This is a genomic window from Herminiimonas contaminans (assembly GCF_015645465.1).
Taxonomy (GTDB): Bacteria; Pseudomonadota; Gammaproteobacteria; order Burkholderiales; family Burkholderiaceae_D; genus Oxalicibacterium; species Oxalicibacterium contaminans.
Map to the genome: position 1 here is coordinate 67497 of NZ_JADOEL010000004.1, position 19643 is coordinate 87139.

21 protein-coding genes are annotated in these 19643 nt (G+C 55.5%); 18 read left to right on the top strand and 3 right to left on the bottom strand.

Going from position 1 to position 19643, the window contains the following annotated elements:
• The first annotated feature begins 13 nt into the window (after nt 1-13).
• Genes IXC47_RS06985 through erpA form a run of 3 tightly spaced genes read left to right on the top strand, consistent with a single transcriptional unit; the run spans nt 14 to nt 1584 of the window.
• The gene (locus IXC47_RS06985; RefSeq protein ID WP_195875123.1) at nt 14-769 is read left to right on the top strand and encodes a DUF6776 family protein; all 756 of its coding nucleotides are present in this window, start codon (nt 14-16) and stop codon (nt 767-769) included.
• 12 nt (nt 770-781) lie between these two features.
• Complete coding sequence (locus IXC47_RS06990; protein WP_124574676.1) at nt 782-1183, top strand: bactofilin family protein; 402 nt, start codon at nt 782-784, stop codon at nt 1181-1183.
• Nucleotides 1184-1233: 50 nt separating this feature from the next.
• Complete coding sequence (gene erpA, locus IXC47_RS06995) at nt 1234-1584, top strand: iron-sulfur cluster insertion protein ErpA (RefSeq protein WP_124574675.1); 351 nt, start codon at nt 1234-1236, stop codon at nt 1582-1584.
• Between the two features lie 81 nt (nt 1585-1665).
• On the opposite strand, the gene IXC47_RS07000 is transcribed toward erpA, so the two are convergent.
• The gene (locus IXC47_RS07000; protein ID WP_195875124.1) at nt 1666-2796 is read right to left on the bottom strand and encodes an anhydro-N-acetylmuramic acid kinase; all 1131 of its coding nucleotides are present in this window, start codon (nt 2794-2796) and stop codon (nt 1666-1668) included.
• 89 nt (nt 2797-2885) lie between these two features.
• Complete coding sequence (locus IXC47_RS07005) at nt 2886-4253, bottom strand: M23 family metallopeptidase (RefSeq protein WP_175626928.1); 1368 nt, start codon at nt 4251-4253, stop codon at nt 2886-2888.
• A 155-nt stretch (nt 4254-4408) separates the two neighbouring features.
• Between IXC47_RS07005 and tyrS the strand changes: the two genes are divergently transcribed.
• The 12 genes from tyrS (at nt 4409) to IXC47_RS07065 (ending at nt 14477) form a co-directional block, all read left to right on the top strand.
• Complete coding sequence (gene tyrS / locus IXC47_RS07010; RefSeq protein WP_195875125.1) at nt 4409-5650, top strand: tyrosine--tRNA ligase; 1242 nt, start codon at nt 4409-4411, stop codon at nt 5648-5650.
• A gap of 10 nt (nt 5651-5660) precedes the next feature.
• Nucleotides 5661-6110 carry a D-aminoacyl-tRNA deacylase gene (gene dtd, locus IXC47_RS07015; protein WP_195875126.1) on the top strand — a complete coding sequence of 150 codons (450 nt, stop codon included), beginning with the start codon at nt 5661-5663 and terminating at the stop codon, nt 6108-6110.
• 71 nt (nt 6111-6181) lie between these two features.
• Nucleotides 6182-6826, top strand: a complete 645-nt coding sequence (locus IXC47_RS07020; protein WP_195875127.1) for a YbhB/YbcL family Raf kinase inhibitor-like protein — start codon at nt 6182-6184, stop codon at nt 6824-6826.
• 13 nt (nt 6827-6839) lie between these two features.
• The gene (locus IXC47_RS07025) at nt 6840-7490 is read left to right on the top strand and encodes a histidine phosphatase family protein (RefSeq protein ID WP_175626931.1); all 651 of its coding nucleotides are present in this window, start codon (nt 6840-6842) and stop codon (nt 7488-7490) included.
• A gap of 145 nt (nt 7491-7635) precedes the next feature.
• Nucleotides 7636-8652: a tRNA dihydrouridine synthase DusB gene (gene dusB, locus IXC47_RS07030; RefSeq protein WP_195875128.1), complete on the top strand. Its 1017-nt coding sequence runs from the start codon at nt 7636-7638 to the stop codon at nt 8650-8652.
• Nucleotides 8653-8731: 79 nt separating this feature from the next.
• Nucleotides 8732-8965 (top strand): Fis family transcriptional regulator, encoded by a 234-nt coding sequence (locus IXC47_RS07035; protein WP_041296317.1) that lies wholly within the window; start codon nt 8732-8734, stop codon nt 8963-8965.
• 126 nt (nt 8966-9091) lie between these two features.
• Nucleotides 9092-10657, top strand: coding sequence for a bifunctional phosphoribosylaminoimidazolecarboxamide formyltransferase/IMP cyclohydrolase (purH, locus tag IXC47_RS07040; RefSeq protein WP_195875129.1), 1566 nt, complete (start codon nt 9092-9094; stop codon nt 10655-10657).
• 56 nt (nt 10658-10713) lie between these two features.
• Nucleotides 10714-11256, top strand: a complete 543-nt coding sequence (gene ruvC / locus IXC47_RS07045; protein WP_124574666.1) for a crossover junction endodeoxyribonuclease RuvC — start codon at nt 10714-10716, stop codon at nt 11254-11256.
• 45 nt (nt 11257-11301) lie between these two features.
• Entirely contained in the window at nt 11302-11877 is a 576-nt protein-coding gene (gene ruvA / locus IXC47_RS07050; RefSeq protein WP_195875130.1) for a Holliday junction branch migration protein RuvA, read from the top strand.
• Between the two features lie 45 nt (nt 11878-11922).
• The gene (gene ruvB, locus IXC47_RS07055; RefSeq protein WP_124574664.1) at nt 11923-12981 is read left to right on the top strand and encodes a Holliday junction branch migration DNA helicase RuvB; all 1059 of its coding nucleotides are present in this window, start codon (nt 11923-11925) and stop codon (nt 12979-12981) included.
• Between the two features lie 7 nt (nt 12982-12988).
• Nucleotides 12989-13444: a YaiI/YqxD family protein gene (locus tag IXC47_RS07060; protein ID WP_175626934.1), complete on the top strand. Its 456-nt coding sequence runs from the start codon at nt 12989-12991 to the stop codon at nt 13442-13444.
• Nucleotides 13445-13634: 190 nt separating this feature from the next.
• Nucleotides 13635-14477 carry a 2-keto-4-pentenoate hydratase gene (locus IXC47_RS07065; RefSeq protein WP_175626935.1) on the top strand — a complete coding sequence of 281 codons (843 nt, stop codon included), beginning with the start codon at nt 13635-13637 and terminating at the stop codon, nt 14475-14477.
• 97 nt (nt 14478-14574) lie between these two features.
• On the opposite strand, the gene IXC47_RS07070 is transcribed toward IXC47_RS07065, so the two are convergent.
• Nucleotides 14575-17472: a valine--tRNA ligase gene (locus IXC47_RS07070; RefSeq protein WP_195875131.1), complete on the bottom strand. Its 2898-nt coding sequence runs from the start codon at nt 17470-17472 to the stop codon at nt 14575-14577.
• 297 nt (nt 17473-17769) lie between these two features.
• On the opposite strand from IXC47_RS07070, the gene thiS reads away from it, so the two are divergent.
• The 3 genes from thiS to thiE all read left to right on the top strand — a co-directional run bounded on the left by thiS (nt 17770) and on the right by thiE (nt 19532).
• Nucleotides 17770-17973, top strand: coding sequence for a sulfur carrier protein ThiS (thiS, locus tag IXC47_RS07075; RefSeq protein WP_195875214.1), 204 nt, complete (start codon nt 17770-17772; stop codon nt 17971-17973).
• Nucleotides 17974-18078: 105 nt separating this feature from the next.
• Entirely contained in the window at nt 18079-18876 is a 798-nt protein-coding gene (locus tag IXC47_RS07080) for a thiazole synthase (RefSeq protein WP_195875132.1), read from the top strand.
• A 26-nt stretch (nt 18877-18902) separates the two neighbouring features.
• Entirely contained in the window at nt 18903-19532 is a 630-nt protein-coding gene (gene thiE / locus IXC47_RS07085) for a thiamine phosphate synthase (protein WP_195875133.1), read from the top strand.
• The last annotated feature ends 111 nt before the right edge of the window (nt 19533-19643 follow it).

The following is a 19643-nucleotide window of genomic DNA, read 5'->3' on the forward strand; positions in this document are numbered from 1 at the left end:
GCGCATCTGATACATGAGTAAGCCCAAACCGGTATTTAAGTCCCTGCAACGCAAGCTATGGTTGCGTCGCTGGTCGATATCAGCGCCGCGCATGACCATCAAGAATCACCTGCCGTGGCCATTGCGGGCGGTATTCATCGCGATTGTGGTGGGTTTGGGTGGTGCGATGGCGATGTGGGCCTATGACCTGGGGCGCAGTTTTACCGGTTTCAAGCCGGGTGCGACCACAGCTCAACTAGCAGAAGTGCAGGAGCAACTCAAACAAATCACCACTGAGCGCGATAAATTTGAAACCACGGTGAATGCGGCGGAGAGCCAGCTCAATATAGAGCGTTCGCTGCAGTCACAACTGGCGCGCCAGATCAAAATGCTGGAATCGGAAAACACCAAGCTGAAAGAGGACCTGGCTTTCTTTGAAAGCCTGTTGCCGACCGATACCGGGGCACAAGGGATTACGATACGACGCCTGAAGGCGGAAATGCTGGAGCCTACGCAATTGCGTTACCGCTTGCTATTGATGCAGGGTGGCAAGGTAGCCCACGATTTCGCAGGGAATTACCAGCTTATTGTGACGCTGGTGCAGGACGGCAAAAGTGCTATGATGACTTTCCCGAAGCCGGATGAAGCGGATAAATTCAAGCTCTCATTCAGGCATTACCAGCGTATAGAGGGCGTCCTCACGATACCTGCAGGCGCAGTGCCCAAGTCGATCCAGATCAAGGTCCTGGAAAAAGGCACGTTGCGCGCGCAACAGTCTTCAAATTTGTAAAGGAGCGTCATCATGTTTAGCCGTAAAGCAAAAAGTACGATAGATAGCCTGATAGGCGCTTCCACCATCATCACCGGCAACGTCCATTTCAAGGGCGGTTTGCGTATCGATGGTTGCGTCAAAGGCGACGTGATTGCCCAGGCAGATGAAATCAGCATGTTGGTGATTTCCGAGCATGCGCGGGTCGAAGGTGAAGTGCGGGTTGCGCATTTACTTGTCAATGGGGAAATTATCGGACCGGTATTTTCGTCAGAATTGCTTGAATTGCAGCCGAAAGCCCGCATAACTGGTGACGTAAACTACAAAGCGCTGGAAATGCACGGCGGCGCCGTAGTTTCCGGCAAGCTGACCCATGAGGTCGATGAACCGATTTTGAAGTTGGCTGTACCTATACTTGCCGCGAACAATACGTAAAACGCGGCTTAGGTCTATAATGAACTACCGTTTTCCAGCAGGAGCCTGAAATGAATGCAGTTGCCGAAATGCCATCCCCTATCGTTTTCAGCGACAGCGCTGCGCTGAAAGTTGCAGAGTTGATCGAAGAAGAAGGTAATCCAGATCTGAAATTGCGCGTATTTGTGCAGGGCGGCGGTTGCTCCGGCTTCCAGTACGGCTTTACGTTTGACGAAATCGTCAACGAAGACGACACCACCATGACCAAGAACGGCGTGCAGTTGCTGATCGACTCAATGAGCTACCAGTATCTGGTCGGCGCAGAGATCGATTACAAAGACGACCTGGAAGGTGCGCAATTCGTGATCAAGAATCCGAATGCAACAACGACGTGTGGTTGCGGTTCTTCGTTCTCGGCTTAATAGCGTAACGACGCAGCTCGGTCTCCAATAAAAAAGCGCAGAATCTTCTGCGCTTTTTTTACGTCCGTAAACTTTGCGTGTTCAGGCCAGGTACAGCGCGCCCAAGATCCGCAAGCCGCGTGCGCCGGTCACCGATGGCAGGTTACCCGGCTCACGTACAGTGAAGCGTTGCGCCAGCCATGCAAAGGCGAGCGCCTCCACCTGATTCGGCGCCACGCCCAGCGTCACTGTCGACTCTACCTTGATCGTCGCCTGATGCAGCTTCAACGCATAGTGCAATAGCGTCAGCAGATAGTGATTGTAGGCACCGCCACCGCATACATACACCGCCTGGGTGTGTGGCGCATACAGTTTGATCGCATCCGCCAGCGTGGTCGCCGTGAATACTGCCAGCGTGGTTTGGACATCGGCACTCGCGAGTCCCGGGAAGTTGCTTAGTTTTTGCGCCAGCCAGGCTGGATGAAACAAATCGCGTCCGGTGCTTTTCGGTGGTGCAGCCGCGAAGAATGCTTCATCACGCAGTGCTGCCAACAATTCTGTGTGCACATTGCCAGTCTTGGCCCATGCGCCATCTGCATCGTAAGGCTGACCATTGTGTTGTGCTATCCATGCATCCATCAATACATTGCCTGGCCCGGTGTCGAAGCCGATGACGGGCGCGTTTTCATCTTTCGGCAGGATGCTGATGTTGGCGATGCCGCCTATGTTTACCAGCACGCGGTTTTCAGTCGTTGATCCGAACAGTGCTTGATGGAAGGCTGGTACCAGCGGTGCGCCCTGACCACCGGCAGCGATGTCGCGGCTACGCAGGTCGGCGATGACATCGATGCCGGTGAGTTCTGCCAGCAAGGCCGGGTTGTTGGTCTGCCGTGTATAGCCGACCTCGGGCCGATGCCGTATGGTTTGACCATGCACGCCGATGGCGGCTACGCGCGCGGCATCAAGCTGTGTCTGTTGCAGCAGGTCGCCTACGCATTCCGCGTAGTGAGTGACCAGCGTATTGGCGGCGATCGCTTCACGATGAATTTCATCCGGACCTGCGCTTTGCAGCGCCATCAGTTCGGCGCGTAACGCATCGGGAAAGGGCACATAGGCTGCGGCCAGAGTCTGGCGCACGCTGCCGTCTGCAGAGAACTCGGCGAGGATGCCATCGACGCCATCGAGGCTGGTGCCGGACATCAGGCCTATGAAAAGGGAGGAATCAGTAGACATAAAAAAACCGTTCGTCAGGGTAGTTCACTCTACACTGGACGAACGGTTTTGTGGAGCCGGATCAGACAGATCCGGCTCGGAAGCGCTGCTTATTTTGCTGCGAGGCGGACGTTGCTATTTTCCGGTGACAGCAAGGCAAAGCGATGTGTCATGTCGGTGGCGACAGTGCGGAATTTTTGCATTTGCGAAGCGGTCAACGGCTGTGCATTCGGGATATCGACAGACATCGGATCACGTGCTTCATTGTTGACGCGGAACTCATAGTGCAGATGCGGACCGGTCGACCAGCCCGTCATGCCGACATAGCCGATGACTTGACCCTGGCTGACTTTGGTACCTTTGCGCAGGTTGGTGGCAAAGCGGCTCATGTGCGCATAAGCGGTCGAGTACTTGGACCAGTGCTTGATGATGACGACGTTGCCGTAACCGCGCTGGGTGCCAGCGAAGTCGATCACGCCATCGCCGGAAGCACGGATAGGTGTGCCGATCGCTGCTGCGAAGTCGACGCCTTTATGTGCTTTCCACAAACCGGAGATAGGGTGCTTGCGCACCGAGAAGCCGGACGAGATACGCGAGAATTCCAGTGGCGATTTGAGGAAGGCTTTTTTCAGTGACTTGCCGTCAAAGCCATAGTAACCGCCGCTCGAAGCAACGCTAGGATCATCGAACCAGACCGATTGATAGGTTGCAGGGCCATTCATGAATTCGCCTGCCAGTACGCGACCAGCGTAGACGTATTCGCCGTTTTGCCAGAAGGTTTCGTACACTACGTTGAAGCGGTCACCACGACGCAGGTCGGAGCCGAAGTCGATGTTGGTGGAAAACATATCGACGATTTGCGAAGCGACGTTGTCCGGGATTTGTGCGGCGTCAGTGGCAGCAAACAGCGAAGATCTGATTTCGCCGGAGCGCATTTCTATGCGTTTTTCCAGCGCGATGGCTTTTTCGGTAGCCTTGAAACCCTTGCCTTCGCGGCGGATTTCTATGTTCTTCAGGTTGCCTGCACCAGTACCGACGGTGCTGCTGAGCCAATTCAATTCGCCGTCTTCAGTGGTTTGCACCTGTACCCGTTTGCCGGCTTTCAGTTGCATCACATTGCGCGCGATGGCATCGGATTTGATGAAGTTGGCAGCGTCTGCGTCGTCTACACCCAGGCGATTCAACAAAGTGGCGAGGGTGTCGCCCGAGCGCACGCGCTCTTCGCTGATGTAGTTTTGCTGGAGGGTGTCGAGTGCGGCGATCTGGTCGGCCAGATGAGGCAGCTGCAATTCCTGTGTAATGGACTTGATCGGCAAATCATCTGCATCAGGGGCCATAGGGGCCACGCCTGCTGCACCAAACGCGCACACTGCCAACAGCAATGCGGAGGCGGAAACGATGCGGGTTTTACGGGATGATCCGAGTAGTAGTTTCTTACTGGCTGAGCTTGCGCTAAGTAATTTATTTAATGTGAACATGCAATAAGTTAAAATCTGCCGCTTGTTCGGTTTCTCTTTCTTGTGTTTTTATAAGTTGATGAACGGCAAGGTTAGAGTAGCTGGAATTAAATTAAAAAAGCATTGTACCGATTTCTGTTTTTCTTACCCCTTTTTTTACAATTTACTTTTACGATATGGACGTTTCTTCTAGCAGCAAAGCTGATCAATTGCCTCTCTCAGACAAGGTGCAAGAGGCCTTGGCGGTCACTAAGCGCGGCGTTGAAGAATTGTTAATCGAATCAGAGTTCGCGCAGAAGCTCGCGCGGTCTGAACAAACTGGCAAGCCTTTACGCATCAAACTCGGTCTGGACCCGACTGCACCAGATTTGCACCTGGGCCACACCGTCGTATTGAACAAGATGCGTCAGTTGCAAGATCTGGGCCATCAGGTGATCTTCCTGATCGGTGATTTCACCTCCATGATCGGCGACCCGTCCGGCCGTAATATCACCCGCCCGCCGTTGACGAAAGAACAAATCGAAGAAAACGCGAAGACCTACTTCTCGCAAGCCAGCCTGGTGCTGGATCCGGAACGTACCGAGATCCGCTACAACTCGGAGTGGTGCGATCCGCTGGGGGCGCGCGGCATGATCGAGCTGTCGGCCAAATACACGGTGGCGCGCATCCTCGAGCGCGAAGACTTCACCAAGCGCTTCAAGGCGAATACGCCTATCTCGCTGCATGAATTCCTCTACCCGCTGATGCAGGGCTACGACTCGGTCGCCCTGAAATCCGACTTGGAGCTGGGCGGTACTGATCAAAAATTCAACTTGCTGGTGGGTCGCGAGTTGCAAAAAAGCTATGGCCAAGAACAGCAATGTATCTTGACCATGCCTTTGCTCGAAGGTCTGGACGGCGTTGAAAAGATGTCGAAATCCAAAGGAAATTACATCGGCATCACCGAACCGGGTAACACCATGTTCGCCAAGCTGATGAGCATTTCCGATGTGATGATGTGGCGTTACTACGAATTGTTGTCTTTCCGCTCACTCGCTGAAATCGCCCAGTTCAAGCAAGATATCGAAGGCGGCCGCAATCCGCGCGACGTCAAAGTCTTGCTGGCGCAGGAAATCGTCGCACGCTTCCATTCCGTGCAAGCGGCGGAAGACGCGCTGACCGACTTCGTCAATCGCTCCAAAGGCGGTATTCCGGACGACATCCCGGAAGTTGCGCTGACCGGCGCGCCTTTGGGCATAGGCCAATTGCTCAAGCAGGCGAACCTGTGCGCGTCGACTTCGGAAGCCTTGCGCATGGTAGAGCAGGGCGGCGTCCGTATCGACGGTACGGTCATCAGCGACAAGGGTTTGAAAGTGGAAGCGGGTACAGTGGTCGTGCAAGTCGGCAAGCGCAAGTTTGCACGCGTATCACTGGCTTAAGCAGGACTGCATGATTGCACTCTTGCAGCGGGTAGCGCATGCCAGCGTTGTGGTGGATGGCGCAACCGTAGGCGCGATCGATGCCGGGCTGATGGTATTGCTATGTGCAGAGCGCGGCGATACTGAGAAGGAAGCAGATGCCTTGCTCGGCAAATTACTGTCGTATCGCGTGTTTTCGGATGCGGCAGGCAAGATGAATTTGAGCGTGGTTGATACCGCCGGTGGCGTATTGCTGGTGCCGCAGTTCACGCTGGCAGCAGATACGCGCTCCGGCACGCGTCCTTCATTCACGCCCGCGGCAGCACCGGATCTGGCGCGTGCCCTGTTTGATTACTTTGTCGCGCAGGCACGCGGACGACATGCCAATATCGCGACCGGGCAATTCGGCGCAGATATGAAAGTTTCACTCACCAATGACGGACCGGTGACGTTTTGGTTGCAGGTTAAACCGGCGGTTTGAAATATCCATGCGGCATGATTTGCTTGCTGCCGCTACAATGTTTTCAACTAAATTAAACAGTCGAGTGCACGATGAAACTATGGAGTGATTCTTTCAAGGATGGTGCGGCAATCCCGGGCGAGTTCGCTTTTTGCGTGATCGACCCGGCGACGCATGTCACCTTGTCCAGCAATAAAAATCCGCATCTGGCCTGGAGCGGTGTGCCCGCAGCGACCAAATCGCTGGTGCTGGTCGTGCACGATCCGGATGTGCCTTCACGTGGCGATGATGTGAATCAGGAGGGCAAGACCGTGCCGGCCGATTTGCCGCGTGTCGACTTCTTCCACTGGACGCTGGTCGACCTGCCGCCGGACACGCAGCAAATTGCAGCCGGATCTTTTGCACATGGCGTAACCCCACGCGGTAAATCCGGTCCGGCGATTGCGAACTCGCCGGTTCCGGGCGCTCGTCACGGCATCAACGATTACACCGGCTGGTTTGCATCGGATGCCGATATGGCAGGCGCATACTTTGGCTATGACGGTCCATGCCCGCCGTGGAACGATGCGATCGTGCATCGCTATGTATTCACTCTGTATGCGCTGGATATTGCCAGTGTGCCGCTGGATGGTGAATTCACCGGCCAGCAAGTGCGCGCTGCGATCGCCGGGCATGTGCTGGATCAGGCCAGTGTCAGCGGTAGCTACACGCTGAATCCGGCACTGGCACCAGACTAGTAACGAGGAAGATGTGACAGAAATATTATTGATACGCCACGGCGAAACCGAGTGGAATGTCGGCAAGCGTTTGCAGGGGCATACCGACGTTGCGCTGAACAATGAAGGTCGGCGGCAGGCGGCGGCGCTCGGACGCGTCTTGCTGGATGAGCCGCTGGACGCGATTTATTCAAGCGATCTGTTGCGCGCCTACGATACGGCACAGGCAGTAGCGAATCCGCGTGGCATGCAAGTGCAGTCCGAGCAGGGTTTGCGTGAGCGCTGCTTTGGTGCCTTCGAGGGTTTGAACCACCCGGAAATCAAGGAAAAGTTTCCGGAAGATTACGCCGCATGGCAGCGTCGCGATATCGATGCGCGCTATCCGGACGGTGAGCGTCGTGCGGAAACCTTGCGTGAATTTGCAGCACGGGCGGTGGATTGCATTTCCCGCCTTGCGAGTATGCCGGGTAACCGCAAGATTGCGGTCTTTACGCATGGCGGCGTGCTGGATTCGGTGTACCGTCGTGTGAAAAGCATGGGCTATGAGCACCCGCGTGATTTTGACGTGCTGAACGCCAGCATCAACCGTGTGAGCTTTGATGGTCAGAATTTCCAGATCCTGCAATGGGCAGATGTCTCGCATCTGGCGCATGCGTCGCTGGATGAAAATGACAACCCCAAGTAACAGCTGCAAATAAAAAATTGAAATAAGCCAGGCGAAATAGGCAAACTGGCAATAAGTTGCCTGGAAATACAACGTTTGGTGCATTGCTTCATAAGTCACGGGCGGATGCGGCTAAAATAGCGGTTTTCCTCCGCATGCTGCTGTCGTGAACATCGGTCCTTATTCCCTTCCGAACAATGTTTTTGTCGCCCCCATGGCCGGGGTGACGGATCGGCCATTCCGCCAATTGTGCAAACAATTGGGCGCGGGCTACGCCGTATCGGAGATGGCAGCCTCGAATCCAAGGTTGTGGGCCAGCGATAAATCCACGCGTCGTACCAATCACGATGGCGAAGTCGAGCCGAAAGCGGTGCAGATTGCCGGTGCCGATCCGGTTTTGCTGGCCGAGTGCGCCAAATTCAATGTGGATAAAGGTGCGCAAATCATCGATATCAACATGGGTTGCCCGGTCAAGAAAGTGTGCAATAGCTGGTGCGGCTCGGCCCTGTTGCAGCATGAAAGCCTGGTCGCGGAAATCCTGGAAGCCGTGGTCGCATCGGTCAACGTACCGGTCACGCTGAAATTCCGTACCGGCTGGGACCGGGCGCACAAGAATGCGCTGAATATCGCGCGCATCGCTGAACAAAGCGGCATCGCCATGCTGACCCTGCACGGGCGTACCCGTGCCGATGGTTACAGCGGCGACGCTGAGTACGAGATGATTACTGCAGTCAAGGCGTCAGTTTCTATACCTGTAGTGGCGAATGGCGACATCACGACGCCGGAGAAAGCGCGCTATGTGCTGGATGTGACCGGAGCGGATGCCATCATGGTCGGTCGCGCGGCACAGGGGCGGCCGTGGATTTTCCGTGAAATCGAGCATTACCTGCGGACCGGGACTTATTTGCCGCCACCTATGATTGCCGAAGTGCAAGCCCTGATGGATGAGCATTTGCGTGCGCATTATGCTTTTTATGGTGAATATCTCGGGGTACGTACCGCGCGCAAGCATATAGGCTGGTACGTGCGGGAACTGGTTGGTGGCGAAGCATTTCGTCAACAAATGAACAAGCTGGAAGACTGCGAGCAGCAATTGGCTGCCGTAAATACATTCTTTGAAATGCAGTTGGCCCACGGCGAACGGTTACAATATCGTCCGACCGCAGAAAAGTTGGCCGCCTGATACGGGGTTGGTGTCTTGTCATGTAAGTGGCAGAATGCGAGCCCGACAAATTATAAAAACGCGCAATCAACTAAGCACAATGAGCAAAGATAATATCCAAGAAGTCGTCAAGAAAAGCCTCGAGAAGTATTTCAAGGACCTCGGCGAGCAAATGCCATCGAATGTTTATGAGATGGTGGTCTTCACCGTAGAAAAACCCATCCTCGAAGCAGTGATGGAACGTGCTGAAGGCAACCAGTCGCACGCGGCGGACATGCTGGGCATTAACCGCAACACCTTGCGCAAGAAATTGCAGCAGCACGATTTATTGTAATTTCCAACCTTCTTCCCGCACTCGCGGCGGGAAGTGAATAAGCTAAGGGCAGTGGCGTCGCGGCCTGTTTGAACTCTGCTTACGACGCGCCTTTATCTTATTTAATTTACTTCCACTATTTTCATCATGATCAAACAAGCTCTCATCTCGGTCTCCGACAAAACTGGCGTTCTGGAATTTGCCCGCGCCCTGTCAGGCATGGGTGTCAACATCCTGTCGACCGGCGGCACCGCAAAACTGCTGGCTGAGAACGGCATCAGCGTGACCGAAGTGGCCGACTACACCGGCTTCCCTGAGATGCTGGATGGCCGCGTCAAAACCTTGCACCCGAAAGTACACGGCGGCATCCTGGCGCGTCGCGATTTTCCTGAGCATGTCAGCGCACTGGATAAGCACGCGATCCCGACCATCGACATGGTGGTCGTCAATCTCTATCCATTCCAGCAAACCGTGGCACGTGCAGAGTGCTCGCTGGAAGATGCCATCGAAAACATCGACATCGGCGGTCCTGCCATGTTGCGTTCGTCGGCCAAGAATCACAAAGACGTCGTCGTCATTTGCGATCCGACTGACTACAGCCAGGTACTGAGCGAGCTCGGTGCGAATAAGGGCGAAGTCACTTACGAAACCAAATTCACATTGGCGAAAAAAGTATTCGCACACACCGCGCAATACGACGGTGCGATCACCAATTACTTTACTTCGCTGGGTGCAGACAAACAGCACGCCACACGCAGTGCTTATCCGTCTACCCTGAACCTGCATTTCGAAAAAGTGCAGGAAATGCGTTACGGTGAAAACCCGCATCAATCGGCAGCCTTCTATCGCGAAAGCAATCCGCAAGTCGGCGCGTTGGCCAACTACACGCAATTGCAAGGCAAGGAACTGTCGTACAACAACATCGCCGATGCAGATGCAGCATGGGAATGCGTAAAGACTTTCGACGAATCCGCATGCGTCATCATCAAGCACGCGAATCCTTGCGGCGTGGCAGTCGGCATCAGCCCGCTGGAAGCGTATAGCAAGGCTTTGCAAACCGATCCGACTTCGGCCTTCGGCGGCATCATCGCCTTCAATCGCGAGCTGGATGGCAATGCAGCAGAAGCCGTGGCCAAACAATTCGTTGAAGTCCTGATTGCGCCGTCCTTCAGTGAAAAAGCCAAACAGATTTTTGCTGGCAAACAAAACGTACGCCTGCTGGAAATCCCGCTCGGCAATGCAGTCAATGCACATGACTTTAAACGCGTAGGCGGTGGCTTGCTGGTGCAATCGCCGGATGCGAAAAACGTCTTGCTGTCTGAAGTGAAAGTGGTCAGCAAGAAGCAACCGACCCAGCAACAATTGCAAGACCTGATGTTTGCATGGCGTGTGGCGAAGTTCGTTAAATCGAACGCGATCGTGTTCTGCGCAAACGGCATGACCATGGGCGTAGGCGCAGGCCAGATGAGCCGCATCGACTCCGCGCGTATCGCCTCGATCAAGGCGCAGAATGCAGGCTTGTCGCTGGCTGGTACCGCGGTCGCGTCGGACGCGTTCTTCCCGTTCCGCGATGGCCTCGATGTCGTGGTTGCGGCCGGTGCGACTTCAGTCATCCATCCGGGTGGTTCGATGCGCGATCAGGAAGTAATCGATGCAGCGGATGAACAAGGCGTCGTGATGCTGATGACAGGCACACGCCACTTCCGTCACTAATCAGCAAAGTCATGCGACACTAGTCGCGTGACTTGCTTATAGCTACTTCCTACTCCATGAAAATTCTCGGTATCGACCCCGGCTTGCGTACTACCGGCTTTGGCGTGATCGAGAAGCATGGCAACAAGCTCAGCTACATCGCATCGGGCACCATCAAAACGCCCGATGCCGATTTGCCGCAGCGCCTCAAAACCATACTCTCCAGCGTCTCCGAAGTCATTGCGACGTATCGTCCAGATTGCGCGGCGATAGAGAAGGTATTCGTCAACGTGAATCCGCAATCGACGCTCTTGCTTGGACAGGCACGGGGTGCGGCGATATGCGCGCTGGTGCATGCAGATTTGCTGGTGGCGGAATACACCGCGCTGCAAGTCAAGCAAGCAGTGGTCGGGCAGGGCAAGGCGCAAAAAGCACAGGTGCAGGACATGGTGCAGCGCTTGCTGAAGTTGTCGGGTATGCCCGGCACCGATGCCGCCGATGCATTGGGTGTGGCGATCTGCCATGCGCACAGCGGCGAAACCCTGAGCGTGCTCGGTGCATTGGCACCGGAGCTGGCACGCAAAGGTTTGCGCGTGCGCGGCGGCCGCCTGGTCGGTTAGGTCGGTTAGTATTAGTCTTTCCTCTTTTCCCAAGGTCACAGCGAGATGATAGGTCGTCTTTCCGGAGTATTGCTCGAAAAAAATCCACCGCAATTGCTGGTCGATTGCAACGGCGTCGGTTATGAAGTCAACGTGCCGATGAGCACCTTCTACAACCTGCCGGGTTTGGGTGAAAAAGTTGTGCTGCTGACCCATCTGACGGTGCGTGAAGATGCGCACATCCTGTTTGGTTTTGGTACGAACGAAGAACGTAACGTCTTCAAGCAACTGGTAAAAATTACTGGCATAGGCGCGCGCACTGCATTGTCTATCCTGTCGGGCATGTCGGTGGCTGACCTGGCGCAATCGATCACCTTGCAGGAAGCAGGGCGCCTGACCAAGATCCCCGGCATCGGTAAGAAGACCGCTGAGCGTCTCTTGCTGGAACTGAAGGGCAAGTTGGGTGCCGACCTTGGCGGAGCCGGTGCGGTCGCGACCGATGCGACTTCGGACATCCTGAACGCTTTGCTTGCTCTGGGTTATTCCGACAAGGAAGCGATGCTGGCACTCAAACAAGTACCATCCGGTACCGGTGTCTCTGACGGCATCAAGCTCGCGCTCAAGTCCTTGTCCAAGGCTTAAGGCCTGTCCTATTAACTTTCGCCGCCGCCACGCTACAATGCGACCATGAGCATACAAACCGACGATTTCAGCGAACAACGCATCATAGCCGCGACCCCAGCCTCCGCCAACGAGGAGGCGATAGAGCGCGCGCTGCGTCCTAAGCAACTGGACGAATATGTAGGCCAGGAAAAAATCCGTGGCCAGCTGGAAATCTTCATCACTGCAGCACGGCAACGCCACGAAGCGCTGGATCACACCTTGTTGTTTGGTCCGCCGGGTTTGGGCAAGACCACGCTCGCACACATCATCGCACGTGAAATGGGCGTCAACCTGCGCCAGACTTCCGGTCCGGTGCTCGAACGCGCTGGTGACCTGGCAGCACTGCTGACCAATCTCGAAGCCAACGATGTACTCTTCATCGATGAAATCCACAGGCTGTCGCCGGTAGTTGAAGAAATCCTGTATCCGGCGCTCGAGGATTACCAGATCGATATCATGATCGGCGAAGGCCCTGCCGCGCGCTCGGTGCGCCTGGATTTACAGCCGTTCACACTGGTTGGTGCAACCACGCGTGCCGGCATGCTGACCAATCCTTTGCGTGATCGCTTCGGTATCGTTGCACGTCTCGAGTTTTATACACCGCTGGAATTGGCGCGTATTGTTACCCGTAGTTCTTCTTTGCTGAATGCGCCTATCGATGACGATGGCGCATTGGAAATCGCCAAGCGCAGCCGAGGCACGCCGCGTATCGCGAACCGCTTGTTGCGTCGCGTACGTGATTACGCTGAAGTCAAAGGCAACGGCAAGATTACCAAGGCAATGGCCGATGCTGCACTGGTCATGCTGGATGTCGATCCGGTCGGCTTCGACCTGATGGATAGAAAGCTGCTGGAAGCGGTACTGTTCAAATTCAATGGCGGTCCGGTCGGCCTCGACAACCTCGCCGCAGCCATCGGCGAAGAGCGCGACACCATAGAAGACGTGCTCGAACCTTATCTGATCCAGCAAGGCTTTTTGCAACGTACGCCACGCGGACGTATCGCCACGCCGGCTGCCTATACCCATTTCGGCGTGACCGCGCCGCAGACCGGGCCGACTGGCGACTTGTGGGCAGGGCAGTAAACGTCGCATGCAAATCTGGGTTGATGCGGATGCCTGTCCCAATGTGATCAAGGAAGTCTTGTTTCGCGTGGCGGACCGACTGGAAGTGCAGGTCACGTTGGTAGCCAACAAACTACTGCGCACACCGCCCTCGCGTTACATCAAGGCGCTGCAGGTGCCTGCCGGTTTCGATGTGGCAGACAATGAAATCGTGCGCCTGGTGCAGCCTGGCGACCTGGTAATTACCGCCGATATCCCGCTGGCGGCCGATGTGCTGGAAAAAGGCGGACATCCGCTGAATCCACGCGGCGAGTTTTATACCAAAGACAACATCCAGCAACATCTCACCATGCGCAGCTTCATGGATGACTTGCGTAGCAGCGGCGTCGATACCGGCGGCCCGGCCGCCTTCAGTCAGGCTGATACGCGCAATTTTGCCAATCAGCTGGACCGTTACCTTGCGCGCCAGCGCGGCAAAAACTGATCACATTGTTGATAGTAGCCACTGTTGCACTGTGTCATTAGTCAAATGACATGTCCGCATTAAAAAATTTCATCTGATACGGTCGTCCTGAGACAAATTGCTCCTTTTCAGGGCGTAATCCTTGTGTGAGAATGTTGCATCGCAAATAAGGCTTTATTTCCTTTATTCAACTTCTCTGCGCGAGCTAGCCATGTTGATGTCTACCCAAGCCAATCGATACGCGCACCAATTACTGACCGCGCGAGCGGATGCGCAACAAATTCCCTGCCTGACCAAAGACGACAATCTCACGATAGCCGATGGCTATGATGTGGCCAAATGCATCGTCGATATCCGTACCGCGCAAGGCGAGACGCCGATAGGACGCAAGATCGGTTTCACCAATCGCCGTATCTGGCCGAACTATGGTGAGCGCGAACCGATCAACGCACCGATCTGGGCGCATATGTATGACGATACCGTGCGTTATTCAGAAAATAACCACGGTTTGCAGGACTTGACCGGTGCCGTGCAGCCACGCATAGAGCCAGAGATCGTGTTCAAGCTGGCCAAGGCGCCGCCCAAGGATGCCACGCTGGAAGATATTACGGATTGCATAGAATGGATGGCGCACGGCTTTGAGCTGGTGGTCTGTCCGTTTGCAGACTGGAAGTTTGAAGCTGCGGATGCAGTTGCCGCTTTCGGTTTCCACGGCGCACTGATCCTGGGTGAGCCACACGTGTTGTCGTCGGCTACGCGTTTGCACTTGGCAGACATCCTGACTGCGGCCAGTGTTTCGCTGTCGTATAGCGAAGGCGAAGAGTTCCGCTTGCATAGCGCAGGCTTTGGCAGCAATGTGCTGGACAGCCCGGTACATGCTTTGCTGAACCTGCACCAGACCTTGCAGACGCAACCGCAATTCGCACCACTGGCAGCCGGTGAAATTATTGCGACTGGTACTTTGACCGATGCTTATTCAGTCAAGCCGGGACAAACATGGTCGACTGCGTTTTCTGGTGTGGCTTTGCCAGGACTGACTTTATCGTTCGTCTGATCCTGCATTAGTCACATGAAAAAAGCGGCTGACGTATTGCTACGTCAGCCGCTTTTTTATTGCCGACCAGTCTCGCAGGGCGGCTCAGTTTGCACGCTTACAGTTTGGCAAATTGCTCGCGCAGTTTGTTCAGTGTGGCCGAGAAGTTGGCAACGCGTTCCTTCTCCTGTGCCACAACTTGTGCCGGTGCGCGGGCGACGAAACTTTCATTGCCGAGCTTGTTGTTGGCCTTGGTGATTTCGCCATCCAGACGTGCGATTTCCTTGCTCAGGCGTTCGCGTTCTGCAGCCACATCGATTTCCACTTTCAGCATCAGCTTGGCGGTGCCGACGATGGAAACAGGTGCCGGTGATTCCGGCAACTGGTTCGCAACATTCACTTCCGACAGTTTGGCCAGTGCTTGCAGATACGGTGCGAACGACTGCAGGCGTTCGGCCTGGGTGGTGTCGCCTGCTTCCAGGATCAGCGGTACGCGCAGTGCTGGTGACAATTGCATTTCACCGCGCAGGTTACGGCAGGCATCGGTCATCGACTTCAGTTCTGCCATCCAGTTCTCTGCCTGCTCATCGATCTTGCCAGCCTGTGCTTCAGGGTAAGGCTGCAGCATGATGGAATCGCCGGCAGGATTAGCTTTGTAACCTGTCAGTGGCGCCACGGTTTGCCACAAGGCTTCCGTGATGAACGGGATCACCGGATGTGCCAGGCGCAAGATGGTTTCCAGTACGCGCAACAGGGTGCGACGTGTCGCGCGCTGCTGTGCTTCGGTACCGGTCTGGATCTGTACCTTGGCAACTTCCAGATACCAGTCGCAATATTCATCCCAGATGAATTGATATAAGGACGCCGCGATATTGTCGAAGCGATAGTCGGCAAAGCCTTTGGCGATGTCGGCTTCGGTGCGCTGCAGTTTGGAAACGATCCAGCGATCCGCTTGCGAGAAGTCGGTGTAACCACCCGGATCGCAATCACCGGCTGCACATGGCGCATCGCGGAAACCACAATCGTGGCCTTCGCAATTCATCAGCACGAAGCGGGTTGCATTCCACAGCTTGTTGCAGAAGTTGCGATAGCCTTCGCAGCGGCTCAGGTCGAAGTTGATGTTGCGACCCAGCGACGCATAGCTCGCCATCGTGAAGCGCAGCGCATCGGTACCGTAAGCCGAGATACCGGCCGGGAATTCCTTGCGTGTTGCTTTCTCGATGCTGGTCGCCTGCTTAGGATTCATCAGGCCGATGGTGCGTTTGCCTACCAGATCGTCGACGTTGATGCCGTCGATCAGGTCGATAGGGTCCAGCGTGTTGCCTTTCGACTTGGACATTTTTTGTCCGCTGCTGTCGCGTATCAGGCCGTGCACGTACACCGTTTTGAACGGGACTTTGCCGGTGAAGTGCGTGGTCATCATGACCATGCGCGCGACCCAGAAGAAAATAATGTCGAAGCCGGTGACCAGTACTGACGATGGCAGGAAGGTTTTGAAGTCCGGTGTTTCCTCCGGCCAGCCCAGCGTCGAGAACGGCACCAGTGCCGACGAGAACCAGGTGTCGAGCACGTCTTCGTCGCGTGTCAGCGGGCCGTTGTAGCCAGCTGCAGCAGCCTTGGCTTTTGCTTCTTCTTCATTGCGGGCGACATAGACTTTGCCTTCGCTGTCATACCAGGCCGGGATTTGATGGCCCCACCACAGTTGACGCGAGATACACCAGTCCTGGATGTTGTTGAGCCACTGGTTGTAAGTGTTGGTCCAGTTTTCCGGCAGCATCTGGATTTCACCGTTCGCGACTTTTTCCAGTGCGACTTCGGTAATCGATTTGCCCGGGAAGTAAGTGCCTTCCGGTGCCGGTTTGCTCATGGCGACGAACCACTGATCGGTCAGCATAGGCTCGATCACGGTGTTGGTACGGTCACCGCGAGGCACCATCAATTTGTGCGGCTTGACCAGTTCCAGCAAACCTTGTGCATCGAGATCAGCAACGATTTGTTTGCGCGCGGCAAAACGGTCGAGACCCTGATAGGCGGCAGGTGCGTTTTCATTGATCTTGGCATCCAGTGTCAGGATGCTGATCTTGTCGAGGTTGTGACGCTGGCCGACGGCGTAATCGTTGAAGTCATGCGCAGGCGTGATCTTCACGCAACCGGTACCGAATTCCTTGTCGACGTAATCGTCGGCGATCAGCGGAATGTCGCGATCGCACAGCGGCAGCTTCAGCAGCTTGCCGACCAGGTGCTGATAACGGGTGTCGGTCGGATCGACCGCAACGGCAACGTCGCCCAGCATGGTTTCTGGACGGGTGGTGGCGACCACGATGAAGTTGCGCTCTTCCCACTCGGTGGCATTGCCCTCGTCATCAAACGCGATCGGGAATTTGTAGCTGGAGCCATCCGCCAGTGGATAGCGGATATTCCACATCTGGCCGTCTTCTTCTTCCGATACCACTTCCAGGTCGGAAACAGCGGTGCCGAGTACCGGGTCCCAGTTGACCAGGCGTTTGCCGCGGTAGATCAGGCCTTGTTCCACCAGGCGCACGAATACTTCGGTCACGGTCTTGGAGCGTGGCTCATCCATCGTGAAGTATTCACGGCTCCAGTCAGGCGACGCACCGAGGCGACGGATCTGGCCGGTGATGGTGGAGCCGGATTTTTCTTTCCATTCCCACACTTTTTCGACGAATTTTTCGCGGCCGAGGTCATGGCGCGTAATCTTTTGCGCGTCGAGCTGGCGCTCTACCACGATCTGGGTCGCGATACCGGCATGGTCGGTACCCGGGATCCAGGCAGTGTTGTAGCCGCGCATACGGTGGTAGCGCGTCAGGCCGTCCATGATGGTCTGATTGAATGCATGGCCCAGATGCAGGGTGCCGGTCACGTTCGGCGGCGGCAACTGGATGCTGAAAGCGGGTTTGTCTGCGTCGGTGGTGGCGGTGTAGTAACCGCGGTTCTCCCATTCGGTGCGCCAGAACGCTTCAATGTCGGCGGGATCGAAAGACTTGGCTAATTCCATGATTGAGTATGAATTGAATCGAATCAAGCATTATAAGTGACGATGAGGGGGTGTATTGCCTCTGATAGCTCAAATGAAGGTAGAATTCTGGTCTTCTTTGCTGGTCTGAGCCTGTACGCCTCGCCTGAAGTTGAGTTTTAACTGGATGACAAGATGGGCGTCTTCGCCTGTGCGACTGACCGCAACGTCCGTAAACAATTGCCGCACAGCTGCGGCAGCCCGGATGCAAAGCCGTAAGCCTTAAATAAATGACAAGGCAGCCAACGGCACGCAGCCACCATGGAAAATAGTGAAGTGATGCTAGAGATCGAATTGAACGGCGCTGCGCGCCAGGTAAGGGATGGCCAGAACGTGGCCGACCTGATAGAAGAATTGTCACTGTCCGGCAAAGCCGTGGCAGTAGCCATCAACCGTGAAATCGTCCCGCGCGGTGCGTGGGCAGAGCGCCAGTTACAGGCGGCTGATCGTATCGATATCGTGCGCGCCATAGGCGGCGGCTGATCTCGGCCCGTGTCGGCAGCTCAAGCTGCCATGCATGTTAGCCATTGTTTACTTTAATTCCCACGCAGTTTGCCCCATCCTGCACCCACGTACCCGGAACCCATCATGACCAGCGCCCATTTCCCTGACGAACAATTGACGATCGCAGGTACCACTTACCGTTCCCGCCTCCTGGTAGGCAGCGGTAAATACAAAGACCTCGAGCAGACCCGCGCTGCCAGCGAAGCAAGTGGCGCACAAATCGTCACCGTTGCTATCCGTCGCGTCAACATCGGCCAGGACCCGAACGCACCTAGCCTGCTCGACGTGCTGCCACCATCCGAATACACCTTGCTGCCGAATTCGGCTGGTTGCTACAACGCAGCAGATGCCGTTTATACCTTGCAACTGGGTCGTGAAATCCTCGGCGGCCACAAGCTGTGCAAGCTGGAAGTGCTGGGCGATGAAAAGACCCTGTTTCCGAACATGCCGGAAACCCTGAAAGCAGCAGAAACGCTGGTCAAGGATGGCTTTGATGTCATGGTCTATTGCAGCGATGATCCTATCCAGGCGCGCATGCTGGAAGACATCGGTTGTGCCGCCATCATGCCGCTGGCTTCATTGATCGGCTCGGGCATGGGCATCCTCAACCCTTGGAACCTGTCGCTCATCATTGAGCAAAGCAAAGTCCCGGTCATCGTCGATGCGGGTGTTGGTACTGCTTCGGATGCAGCGATTGCGATGGAACTGGGTTGCGACGGTGTGCTGATGAATACAGCCATTGCTGGTGCGCAAGATCCGGTGCGCATGGCGCATGCAATGAAACTGGGCATAGAAGCCGGACGCAACGCTTACCTGGCAGGTCGTATCGCTCGTAAATTCGCCGCTTCCCCATCGTCGCCGATGGCCGGACGCGTGGTTTAAGTTCTTTAGTAAGAAAGCATAGACGCATGGACAAGGTATCTCATCTGCACGGTCTCTATCTCGTTACTCCGGATTGGGACGACACCCGCAAGCTGCTGGAAATCACTGAACTGGCGCTGAAAGGCGGCGTCAGCCTGCTGCAATATCGTCACAAGACCGCGGATGCCGCCTTGCGCCAGGAACAGGCGGAATGCCTGCAGGCTCTGTGCCGTAGCTACCAGGTACCGTTCATCATCAACGATCACATCGACCTGTGCCTGAGCATCAACGCCGACGGCATGCACGTCGGTGGTACCGATAAATCGGTGGCAGAAGTGCGTGCGATTATCGGCTCGGACAAAATCCTCGGTTCGTCCTGCTACGGCGACCTGGCGCTGGCGCATGCAGCACAGGCGGCGGGTGCCAGCTATGTGGCCTTCGGTGGTTTCTATCCATCCAAAGTGAAAAAGTATCCGGTCACCACCGCGCCTACCATCGTCAGCGACTGGAAAGCCCAAGGTAAAGTACCGAGCTGCGTCATCGGCGGCATGAACAAGGAAAATTCTGCGCCACTAGTGGCCAACGGTGCCGATATGGTGGCCGCGATCAGCAGCGTCTACCTGGCGGGCGATCCGCAAGCGGCAGCACGTGCTTTCGTCAATTTGTTCCCGGCCTGATCTGGCACCTCTTGTTTGTTGCTGACCGATCCGGTCGGCAACAAATATCGTTTTCCCTGCATTAATTCCCTTACTATCGGCTGCCATCAGGCAAGAGACGCGTAATCAGCG